Below are 20,033 nucleotides of genomic sequence, written 5' to 3'. Positions count from 1 at the left end.
ACTCCTGTTATACTGTTGGAGCTTTCTTCACACGTAAGAATCCATTATGTGCAGCTACGTTACCGCCAATAAATACAGAACCACGGTGAGCAACCATACCTTGTTTAAATTTAAAGTCAGTAGAACGTTGAATTTCAGTAGGTGAGAAAGTTGCCAATTCATAATTTGATAATGGTCCGTAAGCCATTACATAATCACCATCATTAGCAGTAGCAAGTGATTTACATGCACTATTAATTATGTAAGGCACACCATCAATTGTTCCTGTGTTTCCGTTGGATTTTACTTCATACTGTTTCTTACCATCTGCATCACGTAACATAGCAAATGCTTTTAAATCTGTTTTGTTTAAAATCAATACTGCTGCATCTTCCACATCTTCATCACCGCCAAATGAGAAGATAATATTGTCTAACGTGTCAGCATCAATTGCTGAAATAGCTAAATCTTTAGTAGGATCAATTGCAGTTGCTTTGTCTGAGAAGATACCAATTAAATGACCTGCGTCACCATCACCTACAAGAATTTCTTTAGTAATTTTCTTACGTAGTGATTTATTTACTCCACCTACAATAACAGAATCATAGTTTGCAGCAGGAAGTTTCTTCACTTCTTCAGATTCTTCACTGTACGCAGTAATTTTTGTTTTATTAATAGTAGCATATCCAAACTGAACATCAGTTTCATTGTAATCTGCACCTTCAGCAGTATAATCCCCTTCACCATGACCTTTCTCATAAGCTCTTTCATAGCTCTCGCCACCATTTAAAGGAACAACTTTTACACGATCAATTAAAGAAGACACTTGATTAAATGTACCATTGATATCATTAGCAGTGTGTTTAGGTAATACTAAATCACCACTTGATACTGTCACAGCTCTTTGTTCTAATAAGTTCTTTCCACGAACTTCTTTTTCATTCACTTTTCTTTCCTCCACTTCAGGTTTGAAATCTTTAATTACTTCAACATTTTCCATATTTGTCACCCCATCAATTAGTGCTTTTCTTTTTTCTGCCTTGTCCATAATTCCTTTTCTTTCCTCTTTTAAACTTGTAATCTCATTTTCAAGCGCATCTAAATCTGCACCATCTTTTTCAATCTCCAATTTAATATCTGATAATCGTTTATTAATTTCTTCTAATCTCATTTTTTTAATCCTCCAATAATAGTTTTAATTTTAGTGTTTTTCTTTTACGCTCTAGCAACTCCTGCTTTTCTTTTTCAATCACTCCGTTGAAAAATGAACGAGCTGATATTTCAGTATCATCGTTTGCTGGTATGCTTACGGCTGACACATCATAAACTTTTTTAACTTTTTTAATGATTCTAGTCCTTGTTTCTCTGTCATAGTCTTCATCAAGCACAGTAAATGCCCAAGACATACGAGTAGTTAAACCATTATCTATTTCCTCATATAATTCTTTACTAGCACTAGATTTACTTAAATCTGCGCAAACAAAAAGACCGTTATCATCGGTCTCTACAATCAAAGTATTGTTTGATTTTCGTGCTAATACTTTTCCTTGATGATCATACTGTAAAATTACATCGGACATATCAGCACCATCTAATGCATGTCTATCAATCATTTCATAATATTTGATACCATCGATTTCATACATTTCATAAGGCTTATTAAATGTTGTTGCGTACCCCTCAACATAGTAATCTGTATCAATTCTCTTCTCCTGTGTCTGTGGTTGCAGGATTTGTAGATTCCGATATTCCCTGTTCTTTACTATCGGCAATATTCTCACCTCCTTTGTCGTAGTCAAGTTTATTAACCTCTGTATATTCTCTTCTAATAAACCGTTTATCACCATCTTCAACATGTGCCATATTCCAAATGTCCATAACTTGGTTTGTTGTAAGAATACCTCTATCAAATAATTGAGTAGATACCTGCAATTTAGTATTATTAGAAGCATACTGAAGCCTGTTAGCAGTGAAAATAATACTATTTCCAAATGATAATTCATTTGAAGTAAAGGTCATGTTAGACATAACTAAACTAAGTTGCAATGCAAAAGGTTCAATTTTCCCCTCATACCATGCATTCCATTGATCCTCAGTATAGCTGTTTTGAAGGATAGACTCGTTTACACCAAAATAGTTATACACATTGGTATGAATCAATTTCATTTGCTCTGCATCAATAATAAAAGGCTTGCTGTCAATTTGCTTTACCTCAGAATATTTTTGGTCAAACATCAATACTCCTGATTTATTATCTGAACTCAGATTGTCTTGTGAGAAACGCTCCCTTTCTTTTGTGATGTCCTCTGGTCTTAATGTTTGTCCTAGTTTTGCCATGAACCTTAGCACAGCAGACTGTTTTATTCCTTCTTCTATCCCTTGTCTTTGAGTATCTAATAATTTCAATGTAGGCATTAAAGAACTATTTCCATCACCAAAGAAATCATCTTTATATTGATAATTTGTTAAAACTCCCACTCTACTTAACTCAATTGAAGCTCTTTTACCATTTGAGAAACTATACCTTAACCATGGCTCACCATTAACATCTATCATTTCAGTACGCTGAGGTAATAAAGGATAATAACCGACAATTGTTTCATAGTCTTTTCCATACAAAGGAATAATAAAAGCAGTCGTATTAACACTTAATATCGTAGCAAGTCTATAAATAAATTTAGAAGTATCCATCCAAGGATTGGGTCTAAACTGTAATGTTTTTTCTAAGTTTTTATATGCCTTTCCTTGAATTTCAGGAGTCAATTTACTACAAGAACTTGCAAAACTGTGGATTGCTGCTCTTGTCAATTCCATTTCATACAATCCACCTTCATAAGTAGTGAAAACAGGAGAATAAGCAGTTAAAGTTTCAAAGTACTCTCCAACTAACCTTTTTTCTTGTGCTTGTTTAGTAAATAACTTATCAAATAATCCCAATTTCACACCCCCTTTCTATATCAGATTGATATAGTTATCCCATTTATCTTTTAAGACAATATATCCACATGCTAAAGAAACGACACCATCAATCCTTTTACGGTTATCTATTCCTTTTACTAATTGTATGTTACCGTTAATATCAGCTTTAATTTCAGCATTAGATAAACACCACATATCAATTGGGTTACCATTATGTACAATAATATTTGATGATAAATCAGCTTTTAATTCCTTTAATGGTTGACTCATTGTTGCTACGCCTTGACGAATTGGAATCATACTTTCATTTCCAAACTCACTCTTAAATTCCCGAAGTAAACTATCATCAATATGCCAAGGATCGTAACCAATGTATAAAACATACAAATCCTCTTCATCTCTTAATTCTTTAAACCAATCTAAAAAGACTTTTTTATCTACTTTGTTACCCGGATGTGTACGTAATAATCCTTGTCTTTCCCACAACAAATAAGGAACGTTATCACGCTCCCTCCTGTTACCATCTTGTGTCATTTGATTTAAGACCTCTTCAGGCATCCAATACATTGATTTTATATAGATGTTAGAATCATTGGGTCTCATACATAATGCTTTAGCTGAGTTTAAATCGACTGAATCCGCTGCATCAAATCCACCAATCGCATAACGAAATCCCATTTTCTTAAAATCAAATCTAGTTTCATTTTCAATTTCATTCCATGTAAGCCATGCAGATGCTGAGTTTTCTTTCATGTTAAAATCTTTTACCATTACAGTAGGTTTAAATGCAGGATCATCTTTTGCTTTCTGAACGTTTTCCCTTAAAGTATCAATTGACTTAATTACTCCTAAACCGGGATTAGCTTTAATCCAACATTCTTCTTTGTCCCATTCATCTCGATCATCAAGAGTGTATAAGAGTGGAAGAAACCTTTCATTCTTTGATTTTCCATCTAAAATGTCACAAGCATATTGGAACTGACTATCAAAAATTCCTTCCCTTACAAATCCATTTGTTGATATCGTATGTAAAAGTGGTTGTGTCCTACTGGACATTGATTGCTTCATCAAATCATAGATATCACGATTCTTTATCGCCGCAAGTTCATCAATTGTAATAAAAAATCCGTTGAGTCCATCCAACGAATTAGAATTACTTGCTAAAGCTTTAATGAATCCCATGTTATAAGGAAAATACAAGTCTGACTGCCTCTTTTTAATATGTTTCCTTAAATAAGGACTTTGTTTAATCATGTTCCAACTTTCGTTAAACCCCTTCTTTGCTTGATCCAACGCAGTTGCAATGAAATAGTTTTCAGGAGATCCTTCTCCATCAGCAACTAGACCATAAATAGCTGTTGCTGATAACTCAGTTGTCTTTCCGTTTTTCCTTCCACGTATATCTAATACTTCAGTATATTTTCTAACTCCTTCATCTTTATGTACAAATCCAAAAACAGCCTGAAATTTTGCTTTTTGAAACAACATCAATTCTATAGGAGTACCCATTTTTCCTTGAGATTGCTTACAAAAAGTTTCAATAAATTCAATTGGTTTATTTGCTCGTTTTTCATTAAACTTCCAATCACTATTTGATGTTTCTAATAAGTCAAGTAGCATTTTGTAAACTTGTTTGATTCGATGACTAGCGACTATATCACCTTTCAATACTGCATTACCATATTCATAGAGTGGAAGTGTCACTTATTAATAAACTCCATTAATGGATCTTTTTTATCTTTATTGTTGTTACCATCCTTTGGTAATAAGTCGCTTAACTGTCTGATTATACTTTGGTAGTTCTTATTCATCGTATTATACAATCTAACTACTGGACGTTCTCTTTCGTATGGTTCAGTCTTTTCAGATTGAGAGAAAAGTTCAACATAACCACCTTGGTCAATGTCTTTTTCATAATCCTCTAGAGTTATCCGCATATAAGCAGCCCTTTGGATTAATCCATCAATTAATGACTTTGTATCTTTATCTATGTTTTTATAAAGTTTCTTAAGTTTCTTTTCTTCTTTTTTAATGCGTTCATCTTTTTCTAAATCATCCAAAGTTGCCACTAATATCACCTCTTTCTGTTAAATTATGGGTAGGGGGTACTGTGGATTTAACACGCAGAAAAATTAAACTCCTTCCATCGGTATCCTAAGTTGTCTGACAATTTAATCTAATGGGGGGAATATCCATCCTTGTTTCTTTACATACTCTTCACTAAACACATGAAGATCATTTAGTAATTTGTTATAGTATTTATACCTTTCCAGACAATCATTTATCTTAGCTTCATCAGCTAGCAACGATGGAGCTAATTCTTCAATAACCTCTTTAGTTAGTAAAGCTAATTCAACCTCATACCCATTCATGTCAACCTGTTTCATTCTTTATCTCTCCTTACAAGATTCCCTTCTTCATCAAACATTACATCTTTTCTTAATGGTGAATACTTTTCAAAATGCTCCTTGTTATGACAGTCCTTACATAGATATTCGAGGTTCGACCATGATAATGTAATACTGGGATCATTAATATTCTTAGGTGTTAAGTAAGTCTTATGATGGAGAATATATCCCGGATCATCACACCTTTCACACAATCCTGAAACACTAGCTATATATCCTTTTCTACATTCTTTCCATTGCTTACTATTGTAGAAAGACTTAGCCCAAGGCTTAGCCATTACTCTTCTTTCCTTCAGAATCATCTATTGAGTTATAAGTCAATGCAACCAATAATCCAAACAATAGTGAGAAATAAAGAGGAGTACTAAAGTGTATGATTGCACTTACTACAAATCCAATAGCAAACAGACCTCCAACAAACAAAGCAGCAACAATAACAGATGTGATTAGCTTAGTCACTAAGTTCATTGCCATCACCACTCTCATGTTTCTCAAATCGTTTCAATATATTGTCTAATCGCTTAGCTATTCTATCCTGTGATTCATTTAATTTCTTCACTGCTTTATTAAATTCTTCTCGATTCATATATTCTTTATTACTAGATATCGTTCTAATAACAGGAATATTGTCTCCATCCGTTTCAGCATGCTCAATGTAAAAGTTAACAGGTTTCTTTTCACATTCATCTGTTTCCCAATTAAATTGTACTTTTACTTTTCCACCTGTGATTTCTTCACCTTTATAAAATACTTTAGGTACACTTTCTTGATTGTCTAATTCAATTGTAATAAGTTTGTTATTATTATTCATTAACTATTCCTCCCATATTTTAATTTTAAGCAAATTAGACTTTGATTCACCTGTAGCAACTTCATCTTCAGAAAATGGTATCGGATTTTTCTTATAGTAATATACCCTATCAGTCATAGGTTGAAGTTTGCTTTTTTCTTCTGAATTCCATTGATTCCCGCATATCTTTAGGTGATAGACTTGACAGTTTCTTTCTATTGTTTTTTCTCTTTTTGTTAGAATTGAAATCAAAAAGATTGTAAACTTTACTTGCAGTTGCATTCATCTTTTTGTTCCCCTTTCTTTTAGTCATTAGACATCCTCCTAGAATAGTTACTTGACACGGAGGTGATGCTTTATGATCAACAAACCAGTTTTTATTCGTGCATATACTAGATTTCGATTTGGTCAACTCGAATGGGTTTGTCAGCATTTTCGATCTTATCCTAGCCGATAGTTAGTTAATACTCCCCACATATTATTGTAAAAGGTCTTCTAATTCAGGATGTATTGTGGCTGGTCTTATGCGATAGCTACCCTATCCACCCATACTTTCTCCATCGGCGTGGTGACAGAAATAATTTCCCCCACACCTTAAATGACTGTATCCAAATACTATTCGATTCAATTAAGAATGAACCATGTGTTTTAGGTCTTCATCCTGACCAATGGATGTGGGTTTTTAGTCTCCACTCCGACATTATTTGTGTGCAGATTCATCTTTGAGATTGGATGATTGTTTGGAATCCTCTGCACTTGTTTGTTTTATCCTAGATAGTTTGGATGCAAACTTGATAGTAACTGGATTAAAAACTGAAGTGATATTTCTCTCCACAAAATTGTGGTTTGTATTAAGTATGATATTTGCTCACTTAAGAGTTTTTTATAATTTAATATTATGTATACAAAACTATTAACTTCTATTATTATGTATTAATTCTTAATAAATTTATCCAATATCCTCTGTTCATAAGGACTATGTATCACTGTTACTATTCCATTTAAATCAACTGTATATTTAACACGTTTAGATGGAGTACTCATTATGTATTCGTTATTATTTTCCATTTTCAATCAACTTTTTAACAAAATTATCAATTGCTCTCCAGTGTATATCTAAGTTTTCCGACCACTCATTAACAAATTCTGATCTTTTTGGATTATCTAAATCTAACCATGCTGATTCTAAAGTTTCACGATCAGACTTAGAAAGTTTTCGTGTACTTCTATTTTTCAATCGTTTCTTGGTTTCACTGTCTTTATATTGATCTTTATGTCTAATTGGCATTAAATTAAAAATACTATTATCATTTTTCACACCATTAATATGATGCAATGTTAGACCGTTTTTAATGTAAATTTCCTTTGAGATTCCCGTATAGGCACTGTAGACCACCCAATGTTCAGACACAGTAACAATATTTCCATCTTTATCTTTCAAACTTATGTAAACATATCCTGTCCGCTTTGAACCCTTACTACCCAATCCTAACCACGACTCAGTAAAAGTATTAAATACTTTCCCTTTCTCAAAATCAACGTAAAAACCTGGGCAATTAGGAACCGGATAAAGTTCCACATCATCAACTAAAATAGTATCTTCTCTAAATTTGTCCGTCATTATAAAATTTCCCCCATTGTAATTTTTTTATAAAATAATGCTTTACATTTGCTATATCCACCTATATAATTAGATTATGGATAAATTTAAATAATTTTAGTTAAAAGAAATATAAAGGACTCGGCACATTACCGAATCCCAAAATTTATGTATTATGTAATATAATTAATTAATCTTTGTACAACCTATGTATTTCTAATTTCCTCAGAAACGCTCTTAGCAACATCCAGTATTATCCAATCTTCGCATATCTTACTTTTTGTCCGTAAGATCTTTTATTTAACTCCGTAATATCTCTCAATATCACTTCTGTTAATTCAATTATGTTCTCTCTTTCCGCACGATAACCTTTTTGTTTAGTTCGGTATAACTCATCCTCCCTAACTTTCAAGGCATCAATTATTTGATTCAGTCTAGTTTCACGTTTATCAGTTGTAAGCGACTTTCTACTATAATTAATGAATCTCTCATAATCCTTAAAAATATCCAGACTATTTAAGAATGTTTTCCTTACCCTTTGGGCAGTAGAAAATTTAACCTTCGCATATTCTTCCTCAGTTAACTCACCAACACTATTCATTACTATATCAATCTCTTTAAGTTGTGCTTCCATTTGATTAAATTTATAAATGTAGTCAACTTTAAACTGTAACGCATTTGCTCCTGTGAATCCCATAGCAAGTAAGGTAAATCCATCTTTTGTGAGTTTATATTCTGATTTAGTCCTATTCATACTGTCCTTATACGTTGATTTAACGAAGTAATTAGATACTTGGGAAATCCCACCTATTTCATTTAATAAACCATGATTCTTGATATTCCCTTTTGAATCCTTTCTTCCCTCGATCGCATAAAGCACTTCACTATGCTTCTTACCAAAATCCTTTGCAACCTGTCTGCTAGTTGCATATACAACTCCATCTTCTGTAAATAAATCAACTACTTTTGCCATAAAAACAACACATCCTTTTCCATTAATATTTTAGGGGTTGGCAAATACACCCAAAACAGGAGGCTAAAGCCCCTATTCCCTAACCTCCTGCGTGTTGCATTATGGCTAGAATAGGATTAACCTACTCTTTTGGGAGTATTTTATTTGAATCTTTAATCAACACCTATTTAAAAGCTGTGGGAGATCAGTCTTATATTTAAATAGATGTTGATTAGAAATTCAAAAATTCTTAAATAAATACTTGCAATCCACTTTATTATTGGTTTATAATGAACTCAAGATTATACTAAAAGTATAATTGATCTCCATTTATGGTTTGAAAAACGATAAAAAATAAAAGTAAGATGACTAGATATTCCCTAGTCACCTGTGTTACATAAACTAATTAAATTAATATAGGAGAGTTTATTAAATGCATAAATAGGAAGAAAGGAAAACTACACTGCCGATTAATGTGTATACTGACTTGGCATTATCCTTCCCTAATACACCATTAACTTAATTTTAATATAAAGCCTACAGACCTTGATATTACTAGGTTAGTAGGCTCTCTGTATTTCATTCTCAAAAACTCATGCGGACATATCTTTAAGACGTTGTCTTAGTTTACGCTTACGTGCTGCATCTTGTCGTTTTCTGTATTCCTTTTGACAATCATCACATCTGACTTGTCGTTGCTTTGGCTGGTCAATCACTTCACCACAACCAAGACAATCCACTTTCCCATGCACATTTTTCTTGATACTTTTTACTACTTCTTTTCCAAATGACTCAAACAGTGTTGTCTTATGTTCACTGTCCTTTTCGTTAAATAAATACCTTACTAAAACATCTGCAACCTTATGAGCATTGGGATATATATCCAATAATTTCTCACGAATGACAATGTATACATACTGTTTCTTGCCATCCAAATCATCTTCATCTGCAGACATATAGTGTCTTTTATTTTGGTCAAGTTCAGTATATACTTTGATTATCTTTTTATCAGTTTCTTCATTAATTACAAACGCATCATCCTTGATATTTGGAGTCCACATTAATTTCTTATAATCAAATTCACCAACAACATTTTTAAAGTAAATTCGTTTATCAGTGATTATTTCTTTAAGTCGATTTACTGTACTGTTATTATCCTCCATAATCTGTGAATCGGATTTATCCTTGGAATATTTAAAGAAGAATGGTAATTTTACTTCATTGTATTCATTCCATTTTTTCTTAACATTTGGTGGTAATTCCACCACATCTAATGTTTTTGCCATATCAATAACGTGGTTATTATATGCACAAAGTTTTTTGATTAAATCATAATCAACCTTTGGATCAAAGTCAGCTTTGTTGTAGAGTTTTGACAATGTATTTGAAATTATACCGATATTTGCCTTGAACGCAACTTTCAAACTCTCGAAGATATTCTTTGGATTAATCAATTTAGGTTCAGAGACACCCATTTCATACTCTAATTGTACAACATCCAATTTTTCCATATTATCCTTAACCACTTTAATTAATGTTTCATTTGTTGGCGATGCAATTAAAACTTTATCCCCATCAAAGTCAGCTTGAAGGGTTTTTGGTACTGAAATATCTAGCGCACTAAAATGTACTGCTTTTGTAATAAACCATTTTTTTATTTGTTCCGACCTGATATTTTCCCTTAGAACATGTTCAAAGCTTAAAGCCGGAGCCCTCATTATATCAACAGTCCCTTGGTTATATAAATTACAGTAAACCTGACCATCCTTTAGTAAACCTGTAGGATTTTTAACCCCTTTAAATATCCTCTCCATGACTGCGTACCAATCTGGCAAAATGTAAGTGTATTTTCCTTCGATACTCAATTTTCCTGCTCTTGCTTCTTTTAAAATTTTCTCCTTACGTTTCTTAATTGCTCTTCTACTATTCTTATCATTCAATAGTGCAGGATATAGATTGATAGCCTGCTGAAATTCATTCTGTTTCTTGTTTTCATCATCTACACCTAAAACACGAGCCATAACATCTGCATCTGATCCCATCAAATGAATATCATTATTAGTCATTTGCGCCAGTTCCATCAAATCTTTATTATCTACATCAACCAACGATTGCAAATATTGATAATTAGTCTTAGCATTTGGGATTGAATCTTCCTCGGCATTCATGTAAGCTGCTTCACAGTCATAATCCTTAAATGCCTTTTGATAAACCTTCCAACTTTCTTTATAGTTCTCCTTATCAATGAAATGCTTCCACATCTTAAACTGGCTCTTAAAGAATATTATTTTGATGCCTGATTCCTTTATATCCCACTCTTTCCCATAGATATCAGTGACTGTGAGATTATCGTCAAAATCTGTAAATGGAACAGGAGATAAACACCCTTTCATCCAAGGGGCTCTAAATTGTATATTTTTATACACACCTTCGCCAAACAATTCTTCACTCACAGAGGGTAACATCATTCCTGCCCCATCAGTGATTTCTAATTCAACTGGTCTTTTATTAGTTCTTTCTATTTCAAAAGAATCTCTACTAATATAATCAATAGTTCTATTCTTTAATTCAACTTTAACATCGTCTACAACAATGCTTTTATCAATTAATTTTTCAAATCCAATCCATTTGTCACTTGCGCTTGATGCTAATGCTTTGTAACTAAGGAATTTATTAACGCTCATTCCTTCATTATTATTGATATCCTTAATACTCAATCCTGCTGTAATAGAATTTTCAATTCCGCCTAATTCAGCATCCCAGGCTTCTTCTAGGATAAAAAATGCCTTTTTCTGTCTAATTTGACCACTCGATGATGACCAATAAATATAACGTTGTTTATTCTTAAAGGTAAATCCATTCTTTAGTAAATTCTCGAATATTTCATAATTAAAAATCTCCACAACTATTAATTTCTCAGACAGTTTGTCAATCTCCATTTTTAATTTTCGTGTCAATGTGCTATCAAATAATGCTATTGTTTGGCTAGGATTCAACATCAATGGATTTAATGAACGTGCACTCTTATCTTTATTGATACTTTCATTCGTTTCGATGATCTTACTTTGTAAATCACGCTTTAGACCAGCTTTAGAAACTTTTGCATCCTTAAATACCTCCTTAGACAACCAATTATAATAATCCAATTGTCGTTGTTTAGATGATATTTGGGACTTAATATATTCCTTCGTTTTTTCTTTATCAGTCTCAGATAGTTCGATGTGTAAATTGTTTAATTTAGCTTTAATTTCATCCTCTTGCTTGGATAATCTTTTCATGTCATGTAATCTATCTTTTAGTAACTTAATTTTTCTTTCTTCCTCTGTCATAAATACATCAGTTGATAATGAATAAATATATACTTGTTTTGATAAATTTGTCATTTAACATTTCTCCCATTCTGATTTTATATTTAATTATTTTATAAATAAAAAACTTACTAATTATGTATAAAGAAATCAAAATACTATATCTACATCTTCAAAATACTTAATTGGACTGCTCTTCTTTGATTGATCATTATCTATTTCATTTATTTCATTAAACATGTCGATCATAATTTCTTGGCTCATTTCTGGCGATGGTATATTAGCTTCATACGAAAATGGATCAACAATTCCACACTTTTTATCAATCATTTTGACCAGTCTTCCATTGAGGATTCCCACATTAATAGTGACATCCTCTTTTACAAGCATCTGATAGGATTCCCAAGCTGCTTTAACTATTTCTGGATTATCATCAATTTCATTTGTTTTTAAATTGGTATATTGGAAGTTTACAAATTCCTTTTCGCTTTGTAGATGACCCCCATTTGAATAGAACATGGATTTAACCTTATCTAGTTCAAATTGATCAATATTATCCTTATTGACTTCAACAATATCGCCAGTCTTTAATCTGATAGCATTAATTGCATTACTCAATTGATTACTAAGTTTTTCCTTTTGCTGTTCCTTAAATAATCTTTCACCATTCTCATATTCCTTTTGGAACTGTGAATTATTCTTTAGATAGCCCATTCTTTTATCAGCAATTTGGATAAATTTCTTTTCTAATGGAGTCGGTTTTCTATCTTTAATGTTATCCTTAACTTCCAAATAAAAAGCATAATCACAATCATCTGGAAAGATGTTATTCCCATATTCATCTTTGTAAGTTTGAAATATTTCTATAACATCATTGAGATCCTTCACATATTCATCAGACTGAAAACTTGCATTTAACTCTTCACGTATTTTGTCATTAGCTTGTTGTTGTTCAACCTTTTTCGTTTGTTTAGTTTTTTCTGATTCATTGAATGGAGAGATGCTATATACATTAACATCTTGATTATCCTGTGTATTATAATCGCCAATGTTCTTATAGATAATGTTACGATTCACTACATCTTCAATTATTCTTATTGCAGACTCTCGGTGTTTAAGTCCCAATAACTCAGCCCAATTAGAATGAGAACATTTAAAACCTTTTCCCCATTTTGCCACCAGAAAATAAATGTAATAATCCCTGGTCGATTTAAACTCTAAGAACTTTGAGAAAGGAATCTTAGCAAAATTTTTATAGCCATTATTTATTTTCTTATCATCATCAATGCCATCATTAGATAACTCAATGTCATTGATTGTTAATTCAATCAGAGAATAGTTTTTTGTTAACTTGATGTCATTTTCAACTATTAATACCTTTTTATTAATCAATGAGGATATCAAGTTTCTAATCTTTGTTTTATTTTTCGTATCATCTTTTATAAATTTAATTGGATATAAGATTTGATTAATGATATCAACGTTGGTTCGGATTGAACCATCCATCATTTGATTAGTAAATAAGATGGAGTACATGTAAAATTCTTCTTCGTTTAAATAAAATTGACTATCCTTATTAGCAAATGAATTGTAAGCACGAATAAATTTATCATCCGTATAATTTTTCAATAACATTTAACCACTCCTAATTTATAATTGATTTTATGAATTTATAATTGAAGAAGAATGACTAGAAACTCACTCACCTTCTTCTTATCTGTAAGTATGTTTTATCTGTAATTATGTATTATCTGTATTCTGTAGCATTTGGAGCTTATATTTATGCTTTTTATGCTACTAGGGTGCTAGCATTTGGAGCTTATAAACAGAATTTCAAATTGAATGACGAGCTTATATTTATGCTCTAAATGCTACTAGTGATATTATTTTCTATATTTAATCTCGAAATGCTACTAGTTGATTCCTTATATTCGTCTAAAGCTTTTTGTAATAATGGAGTTACTTCGTATAAACTGAACCATTTACGTGTGTTCGGATCAATTGCTACTGTAATAAATTTAATTTTTCTTGACTTCAAGAAATCTGAAAGCTGTTTGTTGTAACAAAAGAAATATGGCTTATTATTCATCCTCTTCACCTCCTTAAAATGGTTTTATAAATTTAATTTGGTATTACTTACTCATTGATAGTTGGGTTTGACATCTAACCGAAACACCGAGGTTTCTTTTAAAGTAAGTTTCATCATGAAACTGTCTTTTAATAAATTATTAGTCCGGCAGATTTATCAATATAGACTTGATATGATTTTTGTCTACCATCTAGTGCTCTCAGGTGCATTTCATTTAAGATATCTTTAGTAATAATTAAAGATGGTTCAAAATAAAACTTTATTCCATTTATATCCAAGTAATCCAATTCATCATTTAGATTATTGAGTACATCTTTAACTGTGCGATTGTTCTTTTTCATCGCTTTTTGTAATAGTTTCTTAGCTTTATGTAATGAGTTTCGCATGTTATCACCTCCTTAAAATAATTTGTATAAATTTAATTAGTTATTACTTTGTGATTGCTAAAAACAACAACGATTTCCTTAAAGCCAGTCCTAAAATAGGGCTGCATTTTACGATGTCGCAACATTTGACAAGATTTTGTCAGAAGTTAAATCATTTCTATTTCCTTTCAAAGGGAAATTATTTCTGTTTAATTTTCTGACATTTCATCTAGTCAACTAGACAAACTAATCTGAGATATTGGGTAATCAGTTACGACTAAAAAACTTTTAAAATTATTGTTGACACTCTCTTTTCCCCTTGGTACAATAAATGCGTGAGGAACTTGTACCATAAAAAAATATCTATCCTATTTAATTTTCAAGGATCAGGTAAAACTGAGCTTTCGGATTTACTACAATGGTAAAATCGAACCAATATTTGCACTCAAGAGCAATTTTGAATCAGGGTTACGAAAAAGGAAAAACGAAACTCGGGATTCTATTTAAGAGAGCTTGCACGAAATTTAGTTCTAGTATTTATAGTACTCAGACAATCTATCAAGTGCAATATTATTAAAACGATTAACAAGATTATTTGTTAGTCTTATTTGTCGTTGATTCAATGTTAATCTTTAAAGTAAATTAAATATACAATATCCTTTACTGCTTGTCTACAAATTTCCATAAAAAATCCAATTATTATTTTTTGAAAAATCGGCACGTTTTATTAATTTAATTAGTTTATTTGGTCTTTACCACGGAGGTAAAGACCTGTTATGTATTACTTACCGCCTGTTCCTACGTCACCGATACCGCCATTTAACGGTTCGTATGATTTGATTACTGCTTTACCTCCAGTTCCAACATCTCCAATTCCTGAAGCGTTAGATGTGTTACCAAAAGCAAAACATCCAACTATTAAAGCAACTGTAAGTAATAAAGTAGCTACTAATTTACGCATTTTTTCACCTCCTTTCAGATTGTGATTTAGCTAAACTTGAATTATTCAAATTAAGCTCCTTTCAGTATCCAAATACGAATTATTCGGATTTGCCTCTAATGAAATACTGCATCAATAATGTATTCCGGCACTCCTAAAGCTAAAAGTCTAACCTTTGGTAAGGTAGCAAAATATCTATCTCCACGTTTTAGGAATAGCTTCATGGACTCAAAATAATATTGTTGGTCATCTGTTCCTTCTCCTCTTATGAATAGCCTAAAAGCATCTGGAGTACTCTTTTTATCTAAATCATCTAGTATTGACAGTCCCTGTTCTGTTTGTCCATTTTTTATCATGGAGTATGCTTTATGTTCCGTATCCAGAAATGAATCAACTGGTTGATTCCATAGAACTTTGATAAATTCAATTGATAAACTAACAACCTCAAGATCATTTCTCTTATTATTTAATAAATATATCTCTTTGCAATCTTCAAGAAATTTCAAACACTTTTCTACATCTTCAAATAAATAAGATATTCCATGTATATAAAGTGACGATGCATTAAAGTTATAACCAATATTGGCATTTAGAATTTTATCAGTGTAAGTTCTCGCTTTAATTGGATCATTTAGAACTTTTAATGTGATGTACTGAAGCATCTCACATAATCTAGCTTTGTATGACTCTTTTAAATAGGGATCTAAAAGACTATCAATTTGAGATTCTAGATTTTCAGATGATATGAGGAGAAAATGATACTCTTTTTGTTCGTACAGGCTGTACAATTCTAAAAATCGTAACATTACAATAGAGTCCTCATATTTAACATTCATTCCTCTGGTTGTCTTGTATAATTCATGGGCAGTAATGTTTGAGTTGATGTATTTAAACAGTAAACGATATAAGCTTGTAAATTCTTTAAGTTCATCATTTTTATTTTGTTCACTGCGAATTAACGTTTCCTCAAATACATCCAAGATTCTATTGGTTGAAAGATATTCTAATGCAATTTTCAAGTTGTGTGGCATAGTAACTTCGGAGCAATACATAGACATTAGTTCTTTCTCTTTCTCAGGTGCGATTGCTCTGATCATTTTTAGAACGTTATCTGCGCTAATTTGTCTTCCAGCATTGAACAATCTTGTGAAATTTCCGTGTGAAATTCCAATATCTTCAGCTATATGCGTAGTTTTTAGACCTTTACTTTCAACAATATTTTGTAGTATCTTTCCTACTTTTGCTACCATTACAAATTCACACCCAATACTTAATTTTTCTTTCCCTGCATTATTATATCGATTGACTTAATTTTTTCAAATTGTTATGCTAAAAATGCGCTGACTTACTTAAATGTCTAAGGCTACCAACCGGATTCTTTAAGTAAATCAGCGTTTTTATTTATTTTTGGATTAGATATTTTTCAGCAATAATTCGCAGGGTTGCAAATAAGATAAAGAATGTTAAACAGAATATTGCTATTCCCATTACATAAACACCTCTAGCTCTGGATTTTCAAAATCACTGAAGTTTATAGTAGCTTTTTGAATAGTAGTTTCAGTAAGATTGTTCAGTGTATCCTCTATGTAATATTTATCAATGTCAATCTTGCTAAATTTGTTAATTGCTTCTTCAAAAGCTTCATCTTCAGTTTGAGCGTTTGGAATAAAGGTGACTACAGAATTAACTTGATAAGTATTTTTATCAACCTGCTCTACCCAAATATCTTGTTCGCTTAGGATATTTCCATTAACTTGTAATACTTCATTTTCGATAAGCCAATCAGTTGCAATTACCTCACCATTATTTACTTTAACTATTAGATCTAGATTTCCCCATAAAGTAGCACCCATATTTAAACCTCTCCCTTTTCATTTTCGATTTTTTTTAAATCCAATCAATGTTAAGTGGTTGTAAGTTATCAAAAATATCTCTAGTAATAAATTCCCAAACTGTTTGACTCCTTAAATCATTAACAAACTTCCTAAGATATTCCATTGTATCTCCATGCTTTTCAGGTAAAACATCTAAAATACTATTGGTTGTTTCAGTGTAGTGTCCCTTTTCATTCAACTTAATGTTACGAGCCAAATAAATTACATTACCGATTGTGTAAATAGCAAATTTTTTATCAATTTTTAATGCTGGAATAGTATATTTAACATCTTCTTCTTTGTCATCTACATCTGGATGAGATAAGTCAAAGTACATAGTTATTTGTTCCATCAAAACCCTCCTTTTATATTGTATATACTTAATATACGATATCGTATATACGAAGTCAATACTTATTTTAAAAATATTTTTTGAAGCTTTTTAATATCGAATATCGTATAATAAATATATATAATAAAGGAGCGTAATAAAAAAATGATATTAGAAGTAAAAGTTAAACCAAACTTAATGAATGTACTTAAAGCAAAAGGGATGACTCAAGTTCAATTATCAGAACTATCAGGTGTTCCTCAAGGGTCAATTTCTCGCTTTGATAAAAACAATCGTCATGTTGACTCACATATATTTGCCATAGCAAAAACACTTGATGTTAATATTAGTGATTTATTCGAAGTTGAATATATTTACAAAAATGAATAAGTGAATAAACAGGGGTGCTTGTAATTTCAAGCACTCTTTTTTATACCTCAAACAATTCATCAAAATAACGTTGATCCAATATTCCATGTAACACTCGATTGTAATATCCAAATAAATTTTTAATTTTTTTACCGAGTTTAATATTCCTAATCACCTGTTTAAAGGCTTCTAGGCTAACTTGTAGTTTATCCTGTTCTGAGTAATACGTTAGGTATCTAGTTACTTGTTGGGACACTCTATAAAGCTCCTCGATAGTCTGAGCGTCATGGTAAAAGTTGCTTAGGTATTTGACAAATGGTTTAGGTACTCTAGATGATACAAATTCTGCTGACAGTTTAGAATCATCGTGTGTATTACGTTGTTTTTTAATCTTTTGTTTTAAGGTAGTAGTAGTTGTCTTATTGGTCGGACACTTCTCGGACTTTTTAGTAGGTGTCTTGTCGGACACATCACTTTCAGTTGGAATGATCTGAACAATATTAGCTGTTTGGAGCATATCTGACTTACGTTTCATTGCTACCTGACGGATCATACCTAAGTCTTCTAATTTTTTCATTAAACGTTGGACAGTTTTATAAGATAGTTCTAATTTATCAGCAATAGTATTTTTAGACATGTAGCTTACACCAATTTGCTTGCAGCTATGACGCTTTAATACCTCTAGTAGTGTAATTAGTCTAGTTCGTACGTCAGAACGCTTCACAGTCGATTTAATGATGTCTCTGTATGTACGGATAGTTTTGTTCATCGATTCGATATCGTTGAATGTGGACATATTTGAATAAGCTTGATTAGATGCTACGATTGTTATTGATTTAGACATAAAAAATCCTCCTACATTTTCTGTAGAAGGCGCACTTTAATAAGCCTAACCTATTGCATTTTTTTGCAAATGTGGTAGACTGTAATTAGAGAATTTCAGTGAGCCTTCAGTGGTTCGAAAGAGGTTAGGTGTTGGTAGCACCTGACCTTTTTTATTTGCTTATTTTCTTGTTCTTTTTGTTCTGGTTTTTCTTATTTGGACATCTTCAATTAATTGTAATGGTGAGAATAGTTCATGCTGTTGACGGATAGTATCATCTAATACATGAGCATAACGGGAAGTTACGATTAAATCCGAATGTCCTAAGATTTTTTGTAGCACTCTAATGTTTCCATTTTGTTTTAAGAACATTGCTGATGCTGAATGTCTTAATAAATGGGGATGTACCCTCTTATTAATACCAGACCGCCTTATTACTTCTCTAAAATGTTTACGGAATGTATCTGGTTTAAGTGGTTTCCCATGATTGGTTAGAAAAATATATTCACTTTCAAATTCTTCATTTTCCTCAATCATTTCTTCAATTAACTTAACTGTCTTTTTAGATATTGGAACCATTCTTACTTTTCCAGATTTAGTATTAGAAAAAGTAACTACTTGTGAATCTAAGTCAACGTCTTCTTTCTTGAGGGAAAGGATCTCATTAATACGACCAAAGGAATCTAGACAAACATGGATTATTATGTATGCTCTCAATTCTGAATAGACACGTTTGTCCAATGAGCGTATTATTTTTTTTATTTCTTCTGGAGTTAGTGTTTCTATCTTTTTTTCTTTATCTTTTATGTGTTTAATGCCATTAAATATATTCTCTTCTACTATTTTTTCATTTACCAATACATTGAAGATAGAAATTGAAAAATCCAAATAAGTGTTAGCACTATTAATTGATACGCCTTTAGGTTTATTTTTTCTATATTTGTGATTTAAAAATTGAACCTTTTCATTTAGCTGCCAATAAATAAAGTTTCGTGCATCTTCTTGAGTTAAACTTTTTATATCAGTCTTCTCACCAAAGAACCTATCGAAGTCGTTAAACACTTTTTCGTAACCGTGTATGGTATTTGTTGAGACACCTTCAAGTTGTTTAATTTTAATTACAATGTTTCTTACATCATCAATTGTTTTATTTTTAACTTTTGCATAACGTTTACTTTTCCGATAAATAGGATTTTCAGCCAATAAAAAACAACCTCCTACCATGTGTAAATAATTACATGATAGAAAGTTGTAAATTAGGTCTTGGTTTGTAAATCAATATTTTT

Annotated in this window: 23 protein-coding genes; 1 reads left to right on the top strand and 22 read right to left on the bottom strand. The window is 31.5% G+C overall.

Going from position 1 to position 20,033, the window contains the following annotated elements:
• Positions 1 to 7: 7 nt before the first annotated feature.
• The 20 genes from MHI39_RS08190 to MHI39_RS08095 all read right to left on the bottom strand — a co-directional run bounded on the left by MHI39_RS08190 (position 8) and on the right by MHI39_RS08095 (position 17,576).
• Positions 8 to 1,150: a phage major capsid protein gene (locus tag MHI39_RS08190; protein WP_342541039.1), complete on the bottom strand. Its 1,143-nt coding sequence runs from the start codon at positions 1,148 to 1,150 to the stop codon at positions 8 to 10.
• A 4-nt stretch (positions 1,151 to 1,154) separates the two neighbouring features.
• Entirely contained in the window at positions 1,155 to 1,751 is a 597-nt protein-coding gene (locus MHI39_RS08185) for an HK97 family phage prohead protease (protein WP_342541038.1), read from the bottom strand.
• Positions 1,678 to 2,916, bottom strand: coding sequence for a phage portal protein (locus tag MHI39_RS08180; protein WP_342541036.1), 1,239 nt, complete (start codon positions 2,914 to 2,916; stop codon positions 1,678 to 1,680). The genes MHI39_RS08185 and MHI39_RS08180 overlap by 74 nt, the downstream gene beginning before the upstream one ends.
• Positions 2,917 to 2,931: 15 nt before the next feature.
• Positions 2,932 to 4,602: a terminase TerL endonuclease subunit gene (locus tag MHI39_RS08175; protein WP_342541035.1), complete on the bottom strand. Its 1,671-nt coding sequence runs from the start codon at positions 4,600 to 4,602 to the stop codon at positions 2,932 to 2,934.
• Positions 4,599 to 4,967 (bottom strand): hypothetical protein, encoded by a 369-nt coding sequence (locus MHI39_RS08170; protein WP_342541032.1) that lies wholly within the window; start codon positions 4,965 to 4,967, stop codon positions 4,599 to 4,601. Before MHI39_RS08170 ends, MHI39_RS08175 begins: the two co-directional genes overlap by 4 nt.
• Positions 4,968 to 5,069: 102 nt before the next feature.
• Complete coding sequence (locus MHI39_RS08165) at positions 5,070 to 5,285, bottom strand: hypothetical protein (protein ID WP_342541031.1); 216 nt, start codon at positions 5,283 to 5,285, stop codon at positions 5,070 to 5,072.
• Positions 5,282 to 5,584, bottom strand: coding sequence for an HNH endonuclease (locus MHI39_RS08160; protein ID WP_342541030.1), 303 nt, complete (start codon positions 5,582 to 5,584; stop codon positions 5,282 to 5,284). The genes MHI39_RS08165 and MHI39_RS08160 overlap by 4 nt, the downstream gene beginning before the upstream one ends.
• Positions 5,577 to 5,774: a hypothetical protein gene (locus tag MHI39_RS08155; RefSeq protein WP_342541028.1), complete on the bottom strand. Its 198-nt coding sequence runs from the start codon at positions 5,772 to 5,774 to the stop codon at positions 5,577 to 5,579. Before MHI39_RS08155 ends, MHI39_RS08160 begins: the two co-directional genes overlap by 8 nt.
• The gene (locus MHI39_RS08150; RefSeq protein WP_342541027.1) at positions 5,758 to 6,117 is read right to left on the bottom strand and encodes a hypothetical protein; all 360 of its coding nucleotides are present in this window, start codon (positions 6,115 to 6,117) and stop codon (positions 5,758 to 5,760) included. Before MHI39_RS08150 ends, MHI39_RS08155 begins: the two co-directional genes overlap by 17 nt.
• Before the next feature lie 109 nt (positions 6,118 to 6,226).
• Entirely contained in the window at positions 6,227 to 6,409 is a 183-nt protein-coding gene (locus tag MHI39_RS08145; protein ID WP_342541026.1) for a hypothetical protein, read from the bottom strand.
• Positions 6,410 to 7,153: 744 nt separating this feature from the next.
• The gene (locus tag MHI39_RS08140; RefSeq protein WP_342541025.1) at positions 7,154 to 7,717 is read right to left on the bottom strand and encodes a hypothetical protein; all 564 of its coding nucleotides are present in this window, start codon (positions 7,715 to 7,717) and stop codon (positions 7,154 to 7,156) included.
• A 232-nt stretch (positions 7,718 to 7,949) separates the two neighbouring features.
• Entirely contained in the window at positions 7,950 to 8,669 is a 720-nt protein-coding gene (locus MHI39_RS08135) for a Rha family transcriptional regulator (protein ID WP_342541023.1), read from the bottom strand.
• A gap of 572 nt (positions 8,670 to 9,241) precedes the next feature.
• Entirely contained in the window at positions 9,242 to 12,031 is a 2,790-nt protein-coding gene (locus MHI39_RS08130; protein WP_342541022.1) for a hypothetical protein, read from the bottom strand.
• Positions 12,032 to 12,106: 75 nt separating this feature from the next.
• On the bottom strand, positions 12,107 to 13,591 hold the full coding sequence (locus MHI39_RS08125) for a hypothetical protein (protein ID WP_342541021.1): 1,485 nt from the start codon (positions 13,589 to 13,591) through the stop codon (positions 12,107 to 12,109).
• Positions 13,592 to 13,820: 229 nt separating this feature from the next.
• Positions 13,821 to 14,045 carry a hypothetical protein gene (locus MHI39_RS08120; RefSeq protein ID WP_342541020.1) on the bottom strand — a complete coding sequence of 75 codons (225 nt, stop codon included), beginning with the start codon at positions 14,043 to 14,045 and terminating at the stop codon, positions 13,821 to 13,823.
• 128 nt (positions 14,046 to 14,173) lie between these two features.
• A complete protein-coding gene (locus tag MHI39_RS08115) occupies positions 14,174 to 14,431 on the bottom strand; it encodes a hypothetical protein (protein ID WP_342541019.1) in 258 nt (85 codons plus the stop codon).
• A gap of 760 nt (positions 14,432 to 15,191) precedes the next feature.
• Positions 15,192 to 15,371 (bottom strand): hypothetical protein, encoded by a 180-nt coding sequence (locus tag MHI39_RS08110; protein WP_342541018.1) that lies wholly within the window; start codon positions 15,369 to 15,371, stop codon positions 15,192 to 15,194.
• Between the two features lie 95 nt (positions 15,372 to 15,466).
• Positions 15,467 to 16,600 carry an AimR family lysis-lysogeny pheromone receptor gene (locus tag MHI39_RS08105; protein ID WP_342541016.1) on the bottom strand — a complete coding sequence of 378 codons (1,134 nt, stop codon included), beginning with the start codon at positions 16,598 to 16,600 and terminating at the stop codon, positions 15,467 to 15,469.
• 237 nt (positions 16,601 to 16,837) lie between these two features.
• Positions 16,838 to 17,203: a hypothetical protein gene (locus tag MHI39_RS08100; RefSeq protein WP_342541015.1), complete on the bottom strand. Its 366-nt coding sequence runs from the start codon at positions 17,201 to 17,203 to the stop codon at positions 16,838 to 16,840.
• Positions 17,204 to 17,237: 34 nt separating this feature from the next.
• Entirely contained in the window at positions 17,238 to 17,576 is a 339-nt protein-coding gene (locus MHI39_RS08095; RefSeq protein ID WP_342541014.1) for a hypothetical protein, read from the bottom strand.
• A gap of 144 nt (positions 17,577 to 17,720) precedes the next feature.
• On the opposite strand from MHI39_RS08095, the gene MHI39_RS08090 reads away from it, so the two are divergent.
• Positions 17,721 to 17,945 (top strand): helix-turn-helix transcriptional regulator, encoded by a 225-nt coding sequence (locus MHI39_RS08090; RefSeq protein ID WP_342541013.1) that lies wholly within the window; start codon positions 17,721 to 17,723, stop codon positions 17,943 to 17,945.
• A gap of 40 nt (positions 17,946 to 17,985) precedes the next feature.
• On the opposite strand, the gene MHI39_RS08085 is transcribed toward MHI39_RS08090, so the two are convergent.
• Positions 17,986 to 18,720 (bottom strand): helix-turn-helix domain-containing protein, encoded by a 735-nt coding sequence (locus MHI39_RS08085; protein ID WP_342541012.1) that lies wholly within the window; start codon positions 18,718 to 18,720, stop codon positions 17,986 to 17,988.
• Between the two features lie 207 nt (positions 18,721 to 18,927).
• Positions 18,928 to 19,950, bottom strand: coding sequence for a tyrosine-type recombinase/integrase (locus MHI39_RS08080; protein WP_342541011.1), 1,023 nt, complete (start codon positions 19,948 to 19,950; stop codon positions 18,928 to 18,930).
• Positions 19,951 to 20,033: the final 83 nt, after the last annotated feature.

Origin of the sequence: Heyndrickxia sp. FSL K6-6286 (genome assembly GCF_038630395.1) — a bacterium.
GTDB lineage: Bacteria > Bacillota > Bacilli > Bacillales > Bacillaceae_C > Heyndrickxia > Heyndrickxia oleronia.
The sequence above is the reverse complement of the archived record's forward strand: the minus strand, read 5'-3'. Positions and strand labels throughout refer to the sequence as shown.